The sequence below is a fragment of the Rothia halotolerans genome (genome assembly GCF_004136635.1).
In the GTDB taxonomy this organism is placed as follows: Bacteria; Actinomycetota; Actinomycetes; order Actinomycetales; family Micrococcaceae; genus Rothia; species Rothia halotolerans.
The window spans coordinates 221,411-239,690 of sequence record NZ_NOIU01000004.1 but is presented as its reverse complement, the minus strand read 5'-3'; the positions used below and the strand labels follow the sequence as shown (position 1 = coordinate 239,690).

Annotated in this window: 14 protein-coding genes; 10 read left to right on the top strand and 4 right to left on the bottom strand. The window is 74.9% G+C overall.

Annotated features, from left to right (window positions below; translation table 11 throughout):
• Positions 1–82 precede the first annotated feature (82 nt).
• Positions 83–904 (top strand): DUF4232 domain-containing protein, encoded by an 822-nt coding sequence (locus tag EWV39_RS12250; RefSeq protein ID WP_129660674.1) that lies wholly within the window; start codon positions 83–85, stop codon positions 902–904.
• Between the two features lie 125 nt (positions 905–1,029).
• Here EWV39_RS12250 and EWV39_RS12245 read toward each other — a convergent pair whose 3' ends face one another.
• On the bottom strand, positions 1,030–1,632 hold the full coding sequence (locus EWV39_RS12245; protein WP_129660671.1) for a malonic semialdehyde reductase: 603 nt from the start codon (positions 1,630–1,632) through the stop codon (positions 1,030–1,032).
• A 156-nt stretch (positions 1,633–1,788) separates the two neighbouring features.
• Between EWV39_RS12245 and EWV39_RS12240 the strand changes: the two genes are divergently transcribed.
• The 3 genes from EWV39_RS12240 to EWV39_RS12230 all read left to right on the top strand — a co-directional run bounded on the left by EWV39_RS12240 (position 1,789) and on the right by EWV39_RS12230 (position 8,435).
• Positions 1,789–7,026: an Lhr family ATP-dependent helicase gene (locus EWV39_RS12240; protein WP_129660667.1), complete on the top strand. Its 5,238-nt coding sequence runs from the start codon at positions 1,789–1,791 to the stop codon at positions 7,024–7,026.
• Entirely contained in the window at positions 7,023–8,036 is a 1,014-nt protein-coding gene (locus EWV39_RS12235; protein ID WP_129660664.1) for a hypothetical protein, read from the top strand. Before EWV39_RS12240 ends, EWV39_RS12235 begins: the two co-directional genes overlap by 4 nt.
• A 177-nt stretch (positions 8,037–8,213) precedes the next feature.
• A complete protein-coding gene (locus EWV39_RS12230; RefSeq protein ID WP_129660661.1) occupies positions 8,214–8,435 on the top strand; it encodes a hypothetical protein in 222 nt (73 codons plus the stop codon).
• 117 nt (positions 8,436–8,552) lie between these two features.
• On the opposite strand, the gene EWV39_RS12225 is transcribed toward EWV39_RS12230, so the two are convergent.
• Both EWV39_RS12225 and idi read right to left on the bottom strand, forming a co-directional pair.
• On the bottom strand, positions 8,553–9,629 hold the full coding sequence (locus tag EWV39_RS12225) for an aldo/keto reductase (protein WP_129660658.1): 1,077 nt from the start codon (positions 9,627–9,629) through the stop codon (positions 8,553–8,555).
• 146 nt (positions 9,630–9,775) lie between these two features.
• Complete coding sequence (gene idi, locus EWV39_RS12220) at positions 9,776–10,360, bottom strand: isopentenyl-diphosphate Delta-isomerase (RefSeq protein ID WP_129660655.1); 585 nt, start codon at positions 10,358–10,360, stop codon at positions 9,776–9,778.
• A gap of 243 nt (positions 10,361–10,603) precedes the next feature.
• Between idi and EWV39_RS12215 the strand changes: the two genes are divergently transcribed.
• From EWV39_RS12215 to EWV39_RS12195, 5 genes are all read left to right on the top strand, one after another.
• The gene (locus EWV39_RS12215) at positions 10,604–11,584 is read left to right on the top strand and encodes a pseudouridine synthase (RefSeq protein WP_129660652.1); all 981 of its coding nucleotides are present in this window, start codon (positions 10,604–10,606) and stop codon (positions 11,582–11,584) included.
• Positions 11,585–11,594: 10 nt separating this feature from the next.
• Complete coding sequence (locus EWV39_RS12210; RefSeq protein WP_129660649.1) at positions 11,595–12,884, top strand: glycoside hydrolase family 76 protein; 1,290 nt, start codon at positions 11,595–11,597, stop codon at positions 12,882–12,884.
• 139 nt (positions 12,885–13,023) lie between these two features.
• The gene (locus EWV39_RS12205) at positions 13,024–13,569 is read left to right on the top strand and encodes an NUDIX hydrolase family protein (protein WP_129660645.1); all 546 of its coding nucleotides are present in this window, start codon (positions 13,024–13,026) and stop codon (positions 13,567–13,569) included.
• Between the two features lie 78 nt (positions 13,570–13,647).
• On the top strand, positions 13,648–14,961 hold the full coding sequence (gene tgt, locus EWV39_RS12200; RefSeq protein WP_238148335.1) for a tRNA guanosine(34) transglycosylase Tgt: 1,314 nt from the start codon (positions 13,648–13,650) through the stop codon (positions 14,959–14,961).
• Positions 14,962–14,973: 12 nt separating this feature from the next.
• Positions 14,974–15,471 (top strand): SRPBCC family protein, encoded by a 498-nt coding sequence (locus tag EWV39_RS12195; protein WP_129660639.1) that lies wholly within the window; start codon positions 14,974–14,976, stop codon positions 15,469–15,471.
• A gap of 76 nt (positions 15,472–15,547) precedes the next feature.
• On the opposite strand, the gene EWV39_RS12190 is transcribed toward EWV39_RS12195, so the two are convergent.
• Entirely contained in the window at positions 15,548–16,609 is a 1,062-nt protein-coding gene (locus tag EWV39_RS12190) for an FUSC family protein (protein ID WP_238148334.1), read from the bottom strand.
• 351 nt (positions 16,610–16,960) lie between these two features.
• Here EWV39_RS12190 and EWV39_RS12185 point away from each other — a divergent pair, with 351 nt between their 5' ends.
• A complete protein-coding gene (locus tag EWV39_RS12185; protein WP_129660636.1) occupies positions 16,961–18,229 on the top strand; it encodes a winged helix-turn-helix domain-containing protein in 1,269 nt (422 codons plus the stop codon).
• The last annotated feature ends 51 nt before the right edge of the window (positions 18,230–18,280 follow it).

The window sequence follows — 18,280 nt, the reverse complement described above, 5'->3', positions numbered from 1 at the left end:
GCACGCCGAGAGCGGGCCCGCCGAGGGGCCGGATTCCCGCCGCCGGCTGGAATCCGGCCCCTTTTCTGCTTAACGTTGTGCCATGTCTGAAACAACGACCGGGTGGTCCCGGGCAGCGTGGGTCGCCGGTGCGTGCGCCCTGCTGCTCGGCCTCGGCGCCTGCTCCTCGGGCGGTGAGGGCCAGGGAGAGGCGGCCCCCTCCTCCCCCGCCACGGCTTCCGCCTCGCCCGAGGGGACCGGGGCCTCGAGCGGTGGGACGTCCGCCGCGGCGTCGCCCTCGGCCACCGTGAGCGACGCCCCCGCCTCGCCCTCCGCGACGCAGGCCTCTCCGGAGGCGGACCCTACCTCCGAGCCGCCCGAGACGGCCCGGCCCACCGAGACCGCGGAGCCGACGGCGGCCCCCACGGTCCCCACGGCCCCGCCCCCGGCGCCCTCCGCCTCCGATTCCGACTCCGGGGCGGGAGAGACCCCCGACGCCGCTGCGAGCTGCTCCACCAACGACCTGCGCATCGCCGTGGACACCGAGGAGGGGGCCGCGGGCTCCACCTACTACTCGATCACCATGACCAACGGCGGCGATGCGGCCTGCGCGATCTCCGGGTACCCCGGCGTCAGCTTCGTCGGCGCCGACGGCTCCACGGTCGGGGCCTCCGCCGCCCCCGCCAGCGACCTGACCGGAGCCGGCCAGACCCTGGAGCCGGGCGACGCGACCGAGGCGGTGCTGCGCAGCACCCAGGCCGACCTCTACGGTGAGACGTGCCAGAAGGAGAACGCCTCCGGCCTGCAGGTGACCGCCCCGGGCGACGACTCGTCGCTGACGGTGAACTTCCCCCTGAGCGCGTGCGGCAACCCCGGCGTCCAGCAGCTCTCCGTCAGCGAGGTGGGGGCCGGCTCGGCCGAGTGACCCGGGCGACGACGCCGTCGAGGACGCCAGAAGGGCCCCGCCGGACATCCGGCGGGGCCCTTCTGCGCTGACGCTCGTGAGGCGGGGCGGGCGCGGCCGCTCGGCACGGCCCCGCCCCGGCGGGGTCACAGGGTGATGGTCGAGTCCTCGAAGCTGAAGCGGGGGCCGCGACCGTGCTCGGGCTCGACGCCCTTGCCGATGTTCACCACGACCAGCGAGCGGAGGCCCCGCTCGGCCAGCAGGTCCTCGTTGACGCCGGCGGCGTCGAACCCCGTCATCGGGCCGGCGGCCAGCCCCATCGCCCGGACGGCCATGACGAAGTACCCGACCTGGATGAACGCGTTGTCCCGGCCGGCCGCGCTCGCGAAGTCCTCGTCGTCCAGGTACATCTGGCCGATCTGGGGACGGGCGGGGAGGAAGTCCGCGAAGCGGTGGTGCCACTTCTCGTCCACGGCCAGCACCGCGACCATCGGCGCGGCCTCCGTCTTGGCCTTGTTGCCGGAGGACATGTGGGAGACCAGCCGCTCGCGCGCCTCGCCCCGCGGGACCCACACGATGCGCAGGGGCTGGGAGTTGAAGGCGGTGGGGCCCATCTTGGTGAGGTCGTAGATGCCGCGCATCTGCTCCGCGGTCACCTCCACGTCCTCGAAGGCGTTGACGGTGCGGCCGTCGAAGAGGGTGCGGGTGTCTTCGGGGCTCAGCTGGGTGTCGACGGTGAGTTCGGTCACGGGTTCTGCGGTCCTATCGCTCGATCGGTCATTTGCTTTACAGGTAAACCGAGTGGGTGGCCAGGATATTCCCCGGGCCCTTCCCCTCTCGCCGGTGAGGCGGACCGCTCGCTCCGCCGAGTGCCTTCGGGGCCGGTCTCCCGGCACAATGGTGCCATGCCCTCCGCGATCGAACAGTTCAGCCCGGCCACCCGCGAATGGTTCGTCGGCGCCTTCTCGCGACCCACCACGGCGCAGGACGAGGCCTGGTCGGCGATCTCCGCGGGGAAGCACACCCTCGTGGTGGCGCCCACCGGCTCCGGCAAGACCCTCGCGGCCTTCCTCTGGGCCCTGGACCGGCTCCTGGTCGGGGAGGCGGGGGCCGGGCCCGACGCCGCGGGCCCCGGGCGCGCCGCCGAAAGCTCCGGACGCGCCGCCGAGGGTTCTGCGCGTGCCGCCGCCGGCCTCGGGCGCGCCGGCGAAGGCTCCGAGGGTGCCGCCGAGGGATCCGGACGTTCCACCAAGGGCTCCGCCCGCGCCGCCAACCGGACCAAGGTCCTCTACATCTCCCCGCTGAAGGCGCTCGGCGTCGACGTCGAGCGCAACCTCCGCTCCCCGCTGGTCGGCATCACGCAGACGGCCCGGGCGCACGGCCGCGAGCCCCGCGAGATCTCCGTGGGGGTCCGCTCCGGGGACACACCCGGCCGGGAGCGGCGCCGGCTGGTCACCGATCCGCCGGACATCCTCATCACGACGCCGGAGTCGCTGTACCTCATGCTCACCTCCAAGGCCCGGGCGAGCCTGACGGAGGTGCACACGGTGATCGTCGACGAGGTGCACGCCGTCGCCGGAACCAAGCGCGGGGCCCACCTCGCGGTCTCGCTCGAGCGCCTGGACCAGATCCTGCAGCGGCCGGCCCAGCGCATCGGGCTCTCCGCGACGGTCGAGCCGGTCGAGACCGTGGCCCGGTTCCTCGGCGGCACCGCGCCGGTGAGCGTGGTGCGGCCGCCGCTGGAGAAGTCCTGGGACCTGCGGGTCTCGGTGCCCGTCCCCGACATGTCCAACCTGACCACGCCCGTCCCGCGCTCCGAGCTCCCCACGGTCCGGACCGGGGCCGACGCCGGGTCGGCGGCCTCGGGCCACGCGACGCTGGAGGACGCGCTGGGCCTGGACCTCGAGTCCCCGCTCGCCGAGGCGGAGGCCGGGCGCGGCGGCCCCGCGAAGCTCCCGCCGGAGACCCCGCACGAGGTCGTCGCCTCGATCTGGCCGCACGTCGAGGAGCGGATCGTGGACCTCGTCGAGGCCAACCGCTCCACGATCGTCTTCGCAAACTCCCGCGGCCTGGCGGAGCGGCTGACCTCCCGCCTCAACGAGGTCCACGCCTTCCGGGAGGAGCAGCGGGGCAACGCCGCGCCGGCGTCGTCCTCGCGCCCGCGCGGCGCCGGGGCCGGGATGCGCATCGAGGCCGGGCGTGAGGGGGCGGGATTCGGCGCGGCGGGAGCCGAGGCCGTGGGAGCGGGCGCGGGCGGGGACGGCGTCGCCCCGGAGCTCCCCTACGCCCCGCCCGCGCTGAACCACCTGAACTCCGGGACCGCACCCGCCGAGCTGGCCCGGGCCCACCACGGCTCGGTCTCCAAGGACCAGCGCGCGCTCATCGAGGACGCGCTGAAGACCGGGCGGCTGCACTGCGTCGTCGCCACCAGCTCCCTCGAGCTCGGCATCGACATGGGCGCGGTGGACCTGGTGATCCAGGTCGAGTCGCCGCCGAGCGTGGCCAGCGGCCTCCAGCGGGTGGGGCGCGCGGGCCACCAGGTCGGCGAGACCTCCCGGGCCGTGATGTACCCCAAGCACCGCGGCGACCTGCTCTCCGCGGCCGTGACCGTGGAGCGGATGCGGGCCGGGCGGATCGAGCCGCTCGCCGTGCCCGCCAACCCCTTGGACGTGCTCGCCCAGCAGACGGTCGCGGCGTGCGCGCTGGGGCCCGTGGACGTCGAGGCCTGGTTCGAGGCCCTGCGGCACACCGCGCCCTTCGCCGCGATGCCGCGCTCGGCCTTCGACGCCGTGCTGGACCTGCTGAGCGGCAAGTACCCCTCCGACGAGTTCGCGGAGCTGCGGCCCCGCCTGGTCTGGGACCGCGACGCCGGCGTCCTGGAGCCCCGGCCCGGCTCCCAGCGGGTCGCTGTCACCTCCGGCGGGACCATCCCCGACCGCGGGCTGTACCCGGTGTACATCGTGGGCTCGGACGAGACCGACCGGGGGCCCAAGCGGGTGGGCGAGCTGGACGAGGAGATGGTCTACGAGTCCCGGGCGGGCGACGTCATCGCCCTGGGCGCCACGAGCTGGCGGATCGAGGAGATCACCCACGACCGGGTCAGCGTGACCCCGGCGCCGGGCCAGGTCGGCAAGCTGCCCTTCTGGCACGGCGACGGCCCCGGCCGCCCGGTGGAGCTCGGCGAGGCGACCGGGCGCTTCACCCGCGAGCTCGCGAGCGCCTTCGAGGCCGGCGAGGAGGAGGCGGACGCGGCGGAGCGGCGGCTCGCCGCCTCCGGCCTGGACCAGTGGGCGGTGGACAACCTGCGCACCTACGTGACCGACCAGTCGGCCGCCACCTCCCAGGTGCCCAGCGAGAGGACCATGATCGTCGAGCGGTTCCGGGACGAGCTGGGCGACTGGCGCGTGGTCCTGCACTCCCCCTACGGCATGCCGGTCCACGCCCCCTGGGCGCTGGCGGTGGGCGCGCGCATCGACGAGAGGTACGGGCTCGACGGCTCGGCGATGGCCGCCGACGACGGCATCGTGCTGCGCATCCCCGCCATGGAGGAGAACCCGCCGGGCGCCGACCTCTTCCTCTTCGACCCCGAGGACCTGGAGGCGATCGTCACCGAGCAGGTCGGCTCCTCCGCCCTGTTCGCCTCCCGCTTCCGCGAGTGCTCCGCCCGGGCGCTGCTGCTCCCCCGGCGCGACCCGGGACGGCGGACCCCGCTGTGGCAGCAGCGGCAGCGCTCCGCGCAGCTGCTCGACGTCGCCCGCAGGTACCCGAGCTTCCCCATCATCCTGGAGACCGTCCGGGAGTGCCTGCAGGACGTCTACGACCTCCCCGCCCTGCGGCGCATCCACGAGCAGGTTGCCTCCCGGCAGATCGCGGTCCGGGAGGTGGAGACCTCCGAGCCCTCGCCCTTCGCCAAGACGCTGCTGTTCGGGTACGTCGGCCAGTTCCTGTACAACACGGACGCGCCCCTGGCCGAGCGCAAGGCGGCGGCGCTCTCCCTGGACCCCTCGCTGCTGGCCGAGCTGCTCGGCCGGGACGAGCTGCGTGAGCTGCTGGACGCCGACGTCGTGGAGGACACGGAGCACCAGCTGCAGCGCCTGGCCGAGGACCGGCGGATGCGCGGCGTCGAGGGCCTCGCCGACCTGCTGCGGCTGCTCGGCCCCTTGAGCCTCGAGGAGGCGGCCCGGCGGCTCACCGAGCCGGACGAGGCCCGCCGGTCCGCCGACGAGCTCCTCGCCGCGCACCGCGCCATCTCCGTGCGCATCGCCGGCCAGGAGCGGATCGCCGCGGTCGAGGACGCCGCCCGGCTGCGGGACGGGCTCGGCCTCCCCCTGCCGATGGGCGTCCCGGCCGCCTTCATCGAGCCGGTGCCGGACCCGCTCGGCGACCTCGTCTCCCGCTACGCCCGCACCCACGGCCCCTTCACGACGGCGGAGGCCGCCGCCGCGCTGGGCCTCGGCACCGCGGTGGTAGACACGGTGCTGGAGCGCCTCGCGGCCGACCGCCGCGTGGTCGCCGGCCGGTTCCTGCCCGCCGAGCTGCTGGCCCGGCGGCGCGGGGAGGGCGCGCCCGAGGAGGCCGAGGAGTGGTGCGAGGCCGGCGTCCTGCGGACCATCCGGCGTCGCTCCCTGGCGAAGCTGCGCTCCCAGATCGAGCCCGTCGACGCCGCGACCTACGCCCGCTTCCTGCCCGCCTGGCAGCACGTGCGGGCCGAGGGCGCGGCGGAGGACCCGCGGGTCTCCGACGCCGACGGCCTGCTGACGGTGATCGACCAGCTGGCCGGCGTCCCCGTGCCCGCCTCGGCCCTGGAGACCCTCGTCCTCCCCTCCCGGATCAGGGGCTACGCCCCGGCGATGCTGGACGAGGCGATGTCCGGCGGCGAGGTGCTGTGGACCGGGGCCGGTACCGTGCCGGGGCAGGACGGCTGGGTCGCGCTGCACCTGACCGAGTCCGCCGACCTCACCGTCCGCCCCGAGCCGGCCATCCCGCTGGACGACCTGAGCGCCGAGGCCCGCGCGGTCTACGCGGCGATCGGCGACGGCGCCGACTTCGTCCCCCGCATCGCCGCCCGCGCCGGGTTCTCGCTCTCCCGGACCGGCGACGCCCTCTGGGAGCTGGTCTGGGCGGGCCTGGCCACCAACGACACGGCCGCCCCGCTGCGTGCCTTCCTCGACGGCGGCCGCGGCGCCCACGCCCGCCCGAAGGCGCCGGCGCGCGCCCGCACGGCCGGCAGGCGCGGGGCGGGGAGGATCGCGACGGCGCGGCGCGGCAGGGCCCCGGCTCTCGGCGGCGCCTCCGGCCTGGGCGCGAGCGGCTCCCTCGGCGCCCTGGAGGCCGGGATGAGCGGGCTGACCCCGCAACGCGAGCGGGAGCTGTCCGGCAGGTGGTCCCGGGTGAGCGCGTTCCTGGACGAGGAGCCGCTGGAGGAGACGGTGCGCGCCGTCGCCCTCGCCCAGCTCATGCTGGACCGCTACGGCGTGCTCACCCGGGGCGCCGTGGCCCAGGAGGAGTCGCCGGGCGGGTTCGCGGCCGTCTACCAGATCCTGGCGGCCCAGGAGGACCAGGGCGACGCCCGGCGCGGGTACTTCGTGGAGGGCCTGGGCGGGGCGCAGTTCGCGGCGCCGGCCACCGTAGACCTGCTGCGCTCCTCGATGCTCGACGAGCAGCTCGAGGACGCGGCCTCCGCACCCCGCGCCCCGCAGGTCCTCGTCCTGGCCGCCACCGATCCCGCCAACGCCTACGGCGCCACGCTGGCCTGGCCCGACCCGGTCCCCGCCGCGCAGCTGCTGACGGGGGCCGACGACGACGCCCGGCTCGCCCGCCCGGGCCGGAAGGCCGGCGCCCTGGTGGTCCTGGTGGACGGGCGGCCCGTGCTGTACATCGAGCGCGGCGGCAAGACCATGCTCGCCTTCAGCTCCGATCCCTCCGATCTGGAGCTCGCGGCCCCGGCCGTGGCCCGGGCGGTGCGACTGGGGGCGGTGGACAAGCTCGTGGTGGAGAAGGTCAACGGGCTGGGGATCCTCGAGCGCGGGCACGGCGCCGAGGGGCCGGACGCTCTCGGCGCGCTGCGGGATGCCCTGGTGAGGGCGGGCTTCTACACGACGCCGCGCGGCATCCGGATGCGCCGGGAGCCCGGGAGCCGGTGAGCGGGGGCATGCGGGGGCTGGGCCGGGCGGGCAGGAGCCGGGGGCGGCGGCGAGCACGCAGCGCCCGGCGGCCGCGGCCCGCGCCTCTGCCCCTGTCCCGCCTGCTCGGCGGCGCTCTGACCCGCCTCCTCGGTGGCGCTCTGACCCGCCTGGCCGAGCGGAGGGCCCGCCGCGAGGAGAGCAGGTCGGCGGGCGACGCCGGCCGCTCGCTGTACCGCCTCCATCCCGACGGGCGCGGGGTCAGGTACCACGTGTACGCCGGAGGGCTGCGGCGGGGCGGGCCGGGCGGCGTCGTCGTCTACCTCGACGGCGACTACTGGCTGCCGGCCCTCTCCCGCTTCCACCGCCCACGGGGACGGACGATGCGGGGACTGGCCGCGACGGCCGCCGAGCACGGCGCAGCGCTCGTCGCGGTGGACACGCCCGATCGCGCCGTCGGCGTCGGGGGCCTCACCTGGTGGGTGCGGCACCGCGAGAACGCCCGGTGGCTCCGCGGGTTCCTGGACGTCCTCCCCACCCTGCTCCCTTTCCGGCCGCGGCATATATGGGTCATGGGATACTCCGGCGGCGCGGAGCTCCTCGCCGCGGAGCTGCGCCGGCTGCTCCCCTCCGGCGCGGGCCCCGGGGAGACGGATCCCGCCGATGCGGGCGCTTGGGAGACGGTCTCCGCCGGTGCGGATCCGGGTGAGGCGGAGCCGGCGGAGGGGCCGGCCGTCCCGCTCGCGGGCGCCGTCATGGTGGGAGGAGGCGATCCCGGGAATGCTCCGGTCCCGCCGCCCGGTGAGCACGCCGGGCTGCCCCTCCTCTGGTGGATCGGGGACCGGGACGGCTCGCCGGATCCGCCGCGTCCGCTCTGGTCCGCCGCGCGGGCCGCCCAGCGCGGGGCGACGGCCTACCGCGCGGCGGGGTGGACCGGGGCAAGCCTGCGCGTCGTCCCCGGGACGGGACACCGCTCCTACGACCTCCCGGCCGTCCTGCGGGCGTCGCTCGCCCGTGGCGGCCGCGGCTGAGGGCACGGCGGTCCCGCCTCCCCCGCGGGACCGCACCTCCTATCGCCGTGGGCGTAGCCCCTGCGCCCCCTTCCGGATGTGAGTACGCTGGACGTGAGGCCCCTCACGGGCCCTCCGGAGGGATTCCCCCCTCCGCCCGCTGCCATCAGGAACGACCCGTCGGAAAGGACGCAGGCCATGAACACTCGCCCGCAACGCTCTCGGAAGCAGGCCCTGGTCATCTTCCTGGCGACGCTGCTGGTCGGCGCGGTGGCGGTGATCCTGGTCGCCACGATGACCAGCGCCTCCTACGTCTGGATCATCCCCGTGGTGATCGTCGTCGCCCTCCTGCTCGGCGGGCTCATGCTCTTCGTGACGGGGCCCCGCAAGCAGCGCGGAGACCACCCGCGGCAGCGCTGAGACCAGGGGAGCCATGAGCCGGCCAGGCTCGTGAGCCGTGAGCGGCGAGGCCCCGAGGAGGAGGGCCTCAGCCTTCGCGCCCTCGACCCCTCCGCAGGCCGGCGGCCCGGACCCGGATCAGCCCTGCTCCTCGCCGATGCTGTGCGCCTCGAACTCCGCGTAGAACTCCGCCTCCGCCGGCTCCGGCCGGTCCTTGCCGTTGAGCAGGCGGTGCCAGATCGGATAGTAGGCCGGCAGCTGGGAGGCGGCCGTGATCCGATCCCGGGCCTCCCGCGGGAGGGCGAGCTCGCCGGCATCGAGGTCCTCCTGCAGGTGCTCGAAGCGGCGTGCCGCGATGACGATGCCGTTGACCCCCGGCCGGTCCATCAGCCAGGAGATGACGACCTGCGGGATGGTCCAGCCGAGGTCCCGGGCGATCTCGTCGAGGAGCTCGATCAGGTCGTAGGCGCGATCCCAGTCGGTGACGTGCGGCTCGGGCCAGCCGGCGCCCTGGCGGGTGTCCGCCGGCGTCTCGCGCCCGCGGCGCACCTTCCCGTTGAGCAGGCCCTCCCCGAGGGGGCTCCAGCCGAAGGTCGCGACGCCGAGGTCGCGGGCCGCGGGGATGATCTCGTACTCGATCTCCCGCGCCTCGGGCGTGTAGTACACCTGCTGCGCGACCGGGCCCTCCAGCCCCGCGAGCTTGGCCTCGTACACGGTCTTGGCCAGCTGCCAGCCGTTGTAGTTGGACACTCCCCAGTAGCGGATCTTCCCGGCCCGGATGAGCTCGTTGGCGGTCTCGATCGTCTCCCGGATGGGGGTCTGGCCGTCCCAGGCGTGGAGGTAGAGCAGGTCGAGGCGGTCGGTGCCCAGCCTGTCCAGGCTGTCCTCGACGGCGCGGGTCAGGTGGATCCGGCTGGAGCCGCCGTCGTTGGGCCCATCGCCGGTGGGCATGCGCGCCTTGGAGGTCAGGACCACCTGGTCGCGGTCCGCGCCGAGGGCCTCGCCGACCACCCGCTCGGAGTCGCCCGCCGAGTACAGGTTGGCGGTGTCGATGAAGTTGATGCCGCGCTCGAGGCTCTCCCGGATCGCCCGCGAGGCCTCCTCGACCCCCAGGCCCGCGATCTTCTCGAAGCCGCCGCCCGAGCCGAAGGGGATGGTCCCCAGGGCCAGCCGCGAGACGTAGAGGCCTGAGCTTCCCAGTCGTGTGTAGTCCATCACCCCATCGTCGGGCGGCGGCAGGGGAACGGTCAAGGGCCGCGGCCCGACGGATCCTCAGCTGGCCGGATCCCCGAGGTCACGGCAGGCGGTCTCGCGCGGTCCGGGGCGGCCCAGGAGGGGCCCGCCGTACACATGCCGCGGCCTCAGCCCGCGAGCGCCCTCCGCAGGTCCGGCTGCTCCAGCTGCCAGCCCATCCACGGGCTGAACGCCGCCGGCACCGCGCGGACCGCCGCCACCGCGTCGCGCGCCGGGACCCAGCTGATCTCGCAGACCTCGGTGGGGCGGGGATCGGGGTCCGACGCCGCACGCGCCACGTAGACCGGGCAGAACTCGTTCTCCACGATCCCGCTGGCGTCCACCGCCCGGTAGGCGAACTCGGGCAGGACCTCCCGCAGGCCGGTCAGCTCCATGCCGAGCTCCTGCCGGGCCCTGCGGAGGATGGCCTCGGGCATCGGCTCCTCGGGCCCGGGATGCCCGCAGAGGCTGTTGCTCCAGGTGCCGGGCCACGTCCTCTTCCCCAGGGCCCGGCGAGTGAGCAGGAGCCGGCCCTCGGCGTCGAGGACGTAGCAGGAGAAGGCCAGGTGCCGCGGCGTGTCCCCCGTGTGGACCCTCGCCTTGGGGAACGTCCCGGCGGGCCGGTTCGCGGCGTCGAGGAGGACCACCAGCTCCTCCCCCGCCTCCCGTCCGCCTTCAGGATGCGGCCGGTCGCCGCGGGACTCTGCGCGCACTGGATCCCCCTTGGTCGGTTGGTCGGTCCTCCGCTTCCGCCGGCCCGCTTCCGGCCCCGGCGGGTACTGAGAACACTACCGAAGCCCGTGACGGCAGGGAACGTCTTGACGCAGGGCTGCCGCCCGTTCCATCCTGGTGGCCCGTACCGCGGCGCTCGCTTCCGGGCGAAGGCGCCGCCTCCCTCGGAAGCGAGCCCCGGTCCGCGCCTGCCCGACCCCGACCCCGACCGAGGGAGCCTCCCCATGGCCCGACGCCCGCGCCCGCAGTCCCCGGTGCCCTCCCGCGACGGCGTCTCCCCCACCGGGGTTCGCCTGCCGCGCGAGGGAGGCTGGGAGACGGTCGCGGCGTTCCTGGCCGAGCGCTTCCCTCCCCACGACGCCGGCGCCGTCGCGGCGCTGTTCGAGCGCGGCGACGTCTTCGGCCCGGACGGGGAGCGGCTCGAGGCCTCGGCGCCCTTCGTACCCGGCGGGCGCGTCTGGGTCTTCCGGCCCCTCCCCGAGGAGCCCGACGCCCCGATCAGCCTGCCCGTGCTCCACGAGGACGAGCACCTGCTGGTGGTGGACAAGCCCCACGGCCTGCCGGTGACCCCGCGCGGCGGGCACGTCCGGCGCACCGTGGTCACGGCCCTGCGCGCCTCCACCGGCAACGACCTGATCTCCCCGGCGCACCGGCTGGACCGCCTGACCGCCGGCGTCCTGCTGCTGGCCAAGACCCGGCAGGCCCGGGGCCCGCTCCAGGCGCTGTTCGAGACGCAGCGGGTCCGCAAGGCCTACGAGGCCGTCGCGCCCCTGGGCCCGGCCGGCGCTCCCGAGGTGCCCCGCCACCCGGACGCCCCGCTGGAGCTGCGCTCCCGCATCGAGAAGCGGCCCGGCGTCCTGCAGGCCCGCGAGGTGGAGGGATCGCCCAACGCCTTCACCGCGCTGACGCTGCTGGAGGAGCTCGCGGCGTCGTGCCCCGGGGACGACGCCGCGGGCGGCCTCGGGCTGTACCGGGCGATGCCCCGGACCGGCAAGACCCACCAGATCCGCGTGCACCTGAACTCGATCGGCCGCCCGATCCTCGGCGACCCGCTCTACCCGCGGATCCTCCCGCCCGGGGAGGCCGCCGCCCTCCCCGACCTGCAGCTCCTCGCCCGGGAGCTGCTGCTCGTCCACCCCTTCACGGGCGAGCGGATGCTCCTGCGCTCGGCGCGTACCCTGGAGAGGACCGCAACCGAGCAGTGAGGGAGGCAGCATGACCCCGGATCCCACCCCCCATGCCCCTGGGCACGAGACCGGGACGGAGGATCGGAGCCCCGGCCCCGCCGGGACCGGAGCGCCCGCCACCCGGGCCGGACGCCGCGACCGCGCCTCGCAGCCCGGTCGCCCGGAGCGCGCGGAGCTGGCCGCCTACTCGGTCAGCAAGCTCTTCGTGCACCGCCTCCTGGGCGTCCCGGGCACCCTCGTGGCCCGGGCGAGCGTGCCGCCCCGCGGCAGCCTCGGCTCGCGCCTGACCCGCTGGAACTACTGGTGGCAGGCGCAGCTGCTGGACGCCATGGTCGACGCCGGGGAGCGGGACCTCGCCCTGGGACGGACCTCCGACGCCGAGCGCTGGCTGGACAACGGCACGCGCCTGCTGCGCGGCATCCGCTGGCACAACCTCGGCACCTACGCCAACTCCTACTACGACGACATGGCCTGGCTGACGCTCGCGGCCCAGCGGCTCAACGCCCTCTCCCGCCGGGTCTCCGGGCGGGGCTCCGGGCCGGCCCAGGAGGTCGGCCGGGTCCTGTACCCGCGGCTGGCCCGCGCCGTCACGCCGGAGCTCGGCGGGGGCGCGTTCTGGAACACCGCGGAGGACTACAAGAACACGCCCTCCACCGCGCCGATCGCCGTCGCCCTCATCCGCGCCGGCCGGCACGAGGAGGCCGCGGCCCTGATGAGCTGGCTGCGCGAGAGCCTCTTCGATCCCGAGCGGGGGTACCTGGACGGGATCCGGCTGACGCCGGCCCGGAACGGGGAGCTGGTCCCGGAGGTCAACCGCAGCGTGCACTCCTACAACCAGGGCACCGTGCTCGCCGCGCACCTGGAGCACCCCGAGGGCGACCTGCGGCACGCGGAGCAGATCGTGGAGGCGGCCGCGCGGACGCTGACGGTCGACGTCGAGGTGGAGGGCACCACGGTGCGGATCCTCGACACCCGGGGCGGCGGCGACGCCGGCCTCTTCGCCGGGATCCTGGCCCGTTACCTCGCCGCCGCGGCCCTGGACGGGCGCCTCTCCGAGGCGACGCGCAGAACGGCGCGCGAGCTCGTGCTGGCCACCGCCGAGATGCTCTGGAGCGGCCGCCGGGAGTACGACCCGGACCTGCCCCTCAACGAGCCCGGCGTGGACGTCGCGGAGATCCGGGGCAGCGCCGTCGCCGTCTTCTCCCCCGACGCCGCCCGGCACAGCTCCGAGGCGCTCGGGGCCGGCGCCGGCGTGGAGCTGTCCTCCCAGGTCCAGGCCTGGACGATCCTGGAGGCCGCGTGGAGGCTCGGGCGCTGAGGGCGCCCCTCCCGGCTTCCGACGCCGGCCGCGGGCACCGTCCCGCGGCCGGCGTCGGCTTTTCAGCGGGTAGCCGAACCCCGCGGTATTTCCCCCTCCCCGCTAGGAGGGCCCCGGGACGGTGAGATAGAACCGTGACATGAGCAGTGTACGTACCCCGGATCCCACGCCGGGCTGGCTCCCCGAGGAGGAGCTCGCCCAGGCCCGCCAGCGACTCCCCATGGTGTACATCCAGGCCATCCCCGTGGTCCTGGACCCGCTGGGGAACATCACCGAGGTCGGGCTCCTGCTGAGGCCCAACGCGGAGGGGACCATGGTCCGCTCCTTCGTCTCCGGCAGGGTCCACTACCGCGAGACGGTGCGCGCGGCGCTGCTGCGCCACCTCGAGAAGGACCTCGGGCCGCTGGCGATGCCGCAGATGCCCTTCACCCTGACGCCGTTCACCGTGGCCGAGTACTTCCCGAGCCCCTCGCAGTCGGGGCTCACGGACGAGCGGCAGCACGCCGTCGCCCTGTGCTACATCGTGCCCGTGGCCGGCGACTGCGAGCCGCGCCAGGACGCCATCCAGCTCTCCTGGCTGACCCCCGACGAGGCGGTCAGCCAGGAGATCCAGGAGGAGTTCGAGGGCGGGGCCGGCGACCTCGTGCACCGCGCCCTGGCCCACGCGGGCTGGGGACGCTGCTGACCAGCACCGGCGGGACCGCCGCCGCGGGCGTGACCCACGCGGCGGCGGCCCTCCCGCCGACCCCCTAGGATGTATCGGGTGCTTGATACAACGTTCCCCAGCGACCAGTTCGGCTTCCGCGTCGAGTCGCGCCTGAGCGAGACCGCCGACGCCGGGCCCTCGGCGGACGCCCGAGCCCGCAACGACGGCGGCGAGTTCCTCGGCCGCACCGGCGTCATCGAGACCCCGCACGGCCGGATCCGCACGCCGGCCTTCATCCCGGTGGGGACCAAGGCCACCGTCAAGGCGGTGCTGCCCGAGTCGATGCGCGAGCTGGGCAGCCAGGCGCTGCTGGCCAACGCCTACCACCTGTACCTCCAGCCCGGCTCCGAGGTCCTGGACGCCGCGGGCGGGCTCGGCGCCTTCATGAACTGGGACGGCCCGACCTTCACCGACTCCGGCGGCTTCCAGGTGATGTCGCTCGGCTCCGGCTTCAAGAAGGTCATCGACATGGGCACCGTCACCGAGGCCACCGGCGCGGACGGCAGGCCCCTGGGGGACGACGACGTCGCCGCCGGCAAGCTGCGCATGGCCCACGTGGACGACGACGGCGTGACCTTCAAGTCCCACCTCAACGGCGACCTGCACCGCTTCACCCCGGAGATCTCGATGGGCGTGCAGCACCGGATCGGGGCCGACGTCATGTTCGCCTTCGACGAGCTGACCACCCTGTACAACTCCCGCCCCTATCAGGAGCAGGCGCTGGAGCGGACCCGGCTGTGGGCGCAGCGCTGCGTCGCCGAGCACCTCCGGCTCACCGAGGAGCGCTCCCACCGGCCCTACCAGGCGCTGTTCGGCGTCATCCAGGGCGCCCAGTACGAGGACCTGCGCCGCAGGGCCTGCCGGGACCTCGGCGAGATGGCCTTCGACGGCTTCGGGATCGGCGGGGCACTGGAGAAGGAGAACCTCGGCACGATCGTCCGCTGGTGCAACGAGGAGCTGCCCGAGGGCAAGCCGCGGCACCTGCTGGGCATCTCGGAGCCGGACGACATCTTCGTGGCCCTGGAGAACGGCGCGGACACCTTCGACTGCGTCTCCCCCACCCGGGTCGCCCGCTCGGCCGCGGTCTACTCCCCGGACGGCCGGTTCAACATCAGCAACGCCCGCTTCAAGACCGACTTCGGCCCCGTCCACGAGGGCTGCGACTGCTACACGTGCGCGAACTACTCGCGCGCGTACCTCCACCACCTCTTCAAGGCCAAGGAGCGCCTCGCCGCCACCCTGGCCTCGATCCACAACGAGCGGTTCATCGTGCGCATGGTCGACACCGCGCGCGAGACCATGGCCTCCGGCGACTACTTCGCGTACCGTGACGAGTTCATGGGACGCTACTACGCGAGCGCCCGGGGCTGAGAAAGGCACATCATGAGCATTCTGGCCACGGTCCCCGCCGACCACATCGTCTCCGTCTCCGAGGACGTCGCCGCCTCCCCCGCCGAGGTCTTCGGCGCCTTCACCGACCCCCTGCGCCTCGCCGGCTGGTACGGCCCGGCGGGGTGGCTGGTCCCCGTGCACACGATCTCGCTGGACCCCAGGCCGGGCGGCACGCTGCGGCTGGTCATGGTCAACCACGCCGACCCCAGCCAGGCGGTGCCGATGTACGCGACGTACGTCAGCGTCGTCGAGAACGAGCTGCTCGAGCACCGCGAGTCCCTGCCCGGGCCGGACGGGGAGGCCACCGACGCGAGCGTGTTCCACCGGATCGAGTTCCTGGAGCGCGAGGTCGAGGGGCGGACCGGGACCCGGGTCGTGGTCAGCCAGGGGGCGATGCCGCCCGAGATCCACGAGACGGTGGCCTCGGGGTGGCGCTCGGCGCTGCGGAAGCTCGCGGAGACCGTGGAGTCGCAGGTCCGCGCCGGCTAGCGGCGATCCTCCCCGACGCCCGACGCCGCCCTGCGCCGGTGCGGTCCCGCCCGGGGCCGCCGTCGGACCCCACAGGCTAGCGGCGCCGGCCGATGCGCCCCAGGATCGGCAGCGCCCGGGTGTCCGCCTCCCGCTCCCGGCGGGTGCGGAAGATCAGCACCAGGCCCAGGCCCACCGCGGCCCCGATCGCCGTCTCGGCCATCCGCGCGGTGAGGATCTCCTGCGTCGAGGCCGGGTGCGCCAGCTGCAGCATCAGCAGCGCCAGCGGAGTGATGAACAGCAGCGCGAAGCCGTAGTTGCGGGTCACGAAGACCTCGGCCAGGAACTGGAAGAGCACCACGTAGACCACGATGTGCCACTCCTGCAGTCCCGTGGAGAGCACGAAGGCTGCGACCAGGATGCCGCCGAAGGTCCCGACCACCCGGTGGATCCCTCGGTAGAGCCGGGCGGCGACGTCGGGCGCGGAGATCGGTGCGACCGCCGCGACCATGGCCCAGTAGAAGTGGCTGAGGCCCGAGGCCTCCCCCAGCAGGCCCGCGATCAGCGCGGCGGAGAAGTACAGCAGCCCCTGGCGGGCGATCCCGCCGCGGCTCATCCCGTGATGCGCTGCCACAGGGGCCACCGGGCCGTGCCTGCCCTCGCCGATGCACCAGCCCAGCAGCCCCGTGAGCACGCACCAGATCGCCGAGAGCGCGGCGACCCCGAGGCCGGCGCCCAGGTCCGCCGTGGCCGGGAGGCTCCCGATCGCCCCGGCCGCGAAGATGTAGAAGATCGCCCCCGGCGGCTTGAGGCCCAGCACCGCGCTCGCGACCGCGCCGACGCCGCCCGCCACGGCCACCGCGGGGATCACCACCCACGGCGATGCGCCGAGATGGGCCAGCAGCGCCCCCAGCAGGATCATGCACAGCAGCAGGGCCCCCGCCTGGCACTGGTGCCTGAAGCGGTCCCGCAGCGGCTCCTGCCGGCCGTAGATCGCGGTGAAGGCGCCGAAGGAGGCGAAGATCGTGAGGTCGGCCCGGCCCAACAGGAGCATGACGGCGAGCGGCACCGCGAGGCTGATCGCGATCCTCAGCGCGGGGATCTGATCGGAGCGGGCGGGCGCGAAGGCGAGCATCTGGCGGACGTGGCCGGTGGGCACGGGCGAGGGGGTCCTCTCTGAGAGCGGGTCGGGGCATCGCTGCGGGCCGCGGGCGCGGGGCGTCGGGCGAGGCCTCCCGGACCGCGCGAGGAGGTCCGGACGTGCCGTTCTCGGCGGGATGTCCCACGTCCGCTCCCGAAGCGGACCGTTTAATAGTAAGTCTCCCGGCCGGGGCGCCGGCGGGTGGAGGCGCGCCCCCGCCCGGAGCGCCGGCGGGTGACGCAGGCGCATCCGGCGGAAGCCCTGCCGGGCGGCCCGGGAACCTCCGGCCGAGACCCGCTCCGCAGCTCTCGGCAGGACAACTCCTGGAGGTTGAATACCCTTCCCGGCCGTCTGGTAACGTCACGGAGCATGGCACAGGACACGCTGACACCGAGCGAGGCCCGCCGCCTCGCGCTCGGGACCCAGGGGCTCGCGGGCGCGCGTCCCGCCAGGTCCGGCCCTCCAGGGGTCCGGGCGCTGCGCCGCGAGATCGACCGGATGGGCCTCCTCCAGATCGACTCCGTGAACGTCTTCGCCCGCTCCCACTATCTCCCCCTGTTCTCACGGCTCGGCGCCTATGAGGCCTCCGCCCTCGACCGCCTGGTCATGGGCGGGCCGCAGCGCCGCGGCGCGCCCGCCTACATCGAGTACCTCGGCCACGAGGCCACCTTCCTCCCCGCCGAGGACTGGCCCCTCTGGGAGTTCCGCCGGGACCGGATGCGCAGGAGGTACGCCGGGCCGGGCGAATGGTTCGCCGAGCACCGGGACACCGTCGACTGGGTGCGCGCGGAGCTGACGCACCGGGGGCCGCTCCGGGCGGGGCAGGTGCAGAGGGACGCCGAGCGCCGTCCCCGGGGATCGTGGTGGGACTGGGACGACGTCAAGCGGGCGCTGGAGATGATGTGGCGGTTCGGCGAGGTCGCCGTGGCGGGACGCGAGGGCTTCGAGCGCCGCTACGCGCTGGCCCCTGACGTACTGCCCGAGCGGCTGCTCACGGAGACCGCCGGGAAGGACGAGGCGATCCGCGAGCTCGTGCGCCGCGCCGCCAGGGCCTCGGGCGTGGCGACGGCCGCTGACCTGGCCGACTACTACCGCCTGCGCTCGCGCCCCGCCGTACTGGCGGCCGTCCGGGACCTCGAGGCGGCCGGCGAACTGGTGCCCGTGTCGGTGCGGGGCTGGGAGCGCGGCGGCCGGCCGACCCCGGCGTGGCGCTGGCACGAGGCCCGCGTCCCCCGGCTGACGGACCGCGCCACCGTGCTCACCCCCTTCGACCCCGTCGTGTGGTTCCGCGAGAGGGCGCAGCGTCTCTTCGGCTTCCACTACCGCATCGAGATCTACACGCCCGCCGCCCGGCGCAGGTTCGGCTACTATTCGCTGCCCGTGCTCATCGGGGACAGGATCGCGGCGCGGGTGGACCTCAAGGCGGACCGGGCCGCCTCGACCCTGCTCGTGCAGTCGGCGTGGTGGGAGGACCACGCCGACGCCGGCCGGCACGGGCCCCTGCTGGCCCGGGCCGTCCGGGAGGCCGCGGCGTGGCAGGGGCTCGACGCCGTGTCCGTCGCCGGATGGGGAGACGCGACGGAAGCCCTCGCCGGCGAGCTCGGCGCCGCACGGCACGGGGACGGAGCCGGCCGCTAGGACGCCTCCGCCGCGGGCGGCGAAGCCCGGCGGCATCCGCCCGGGACGCCC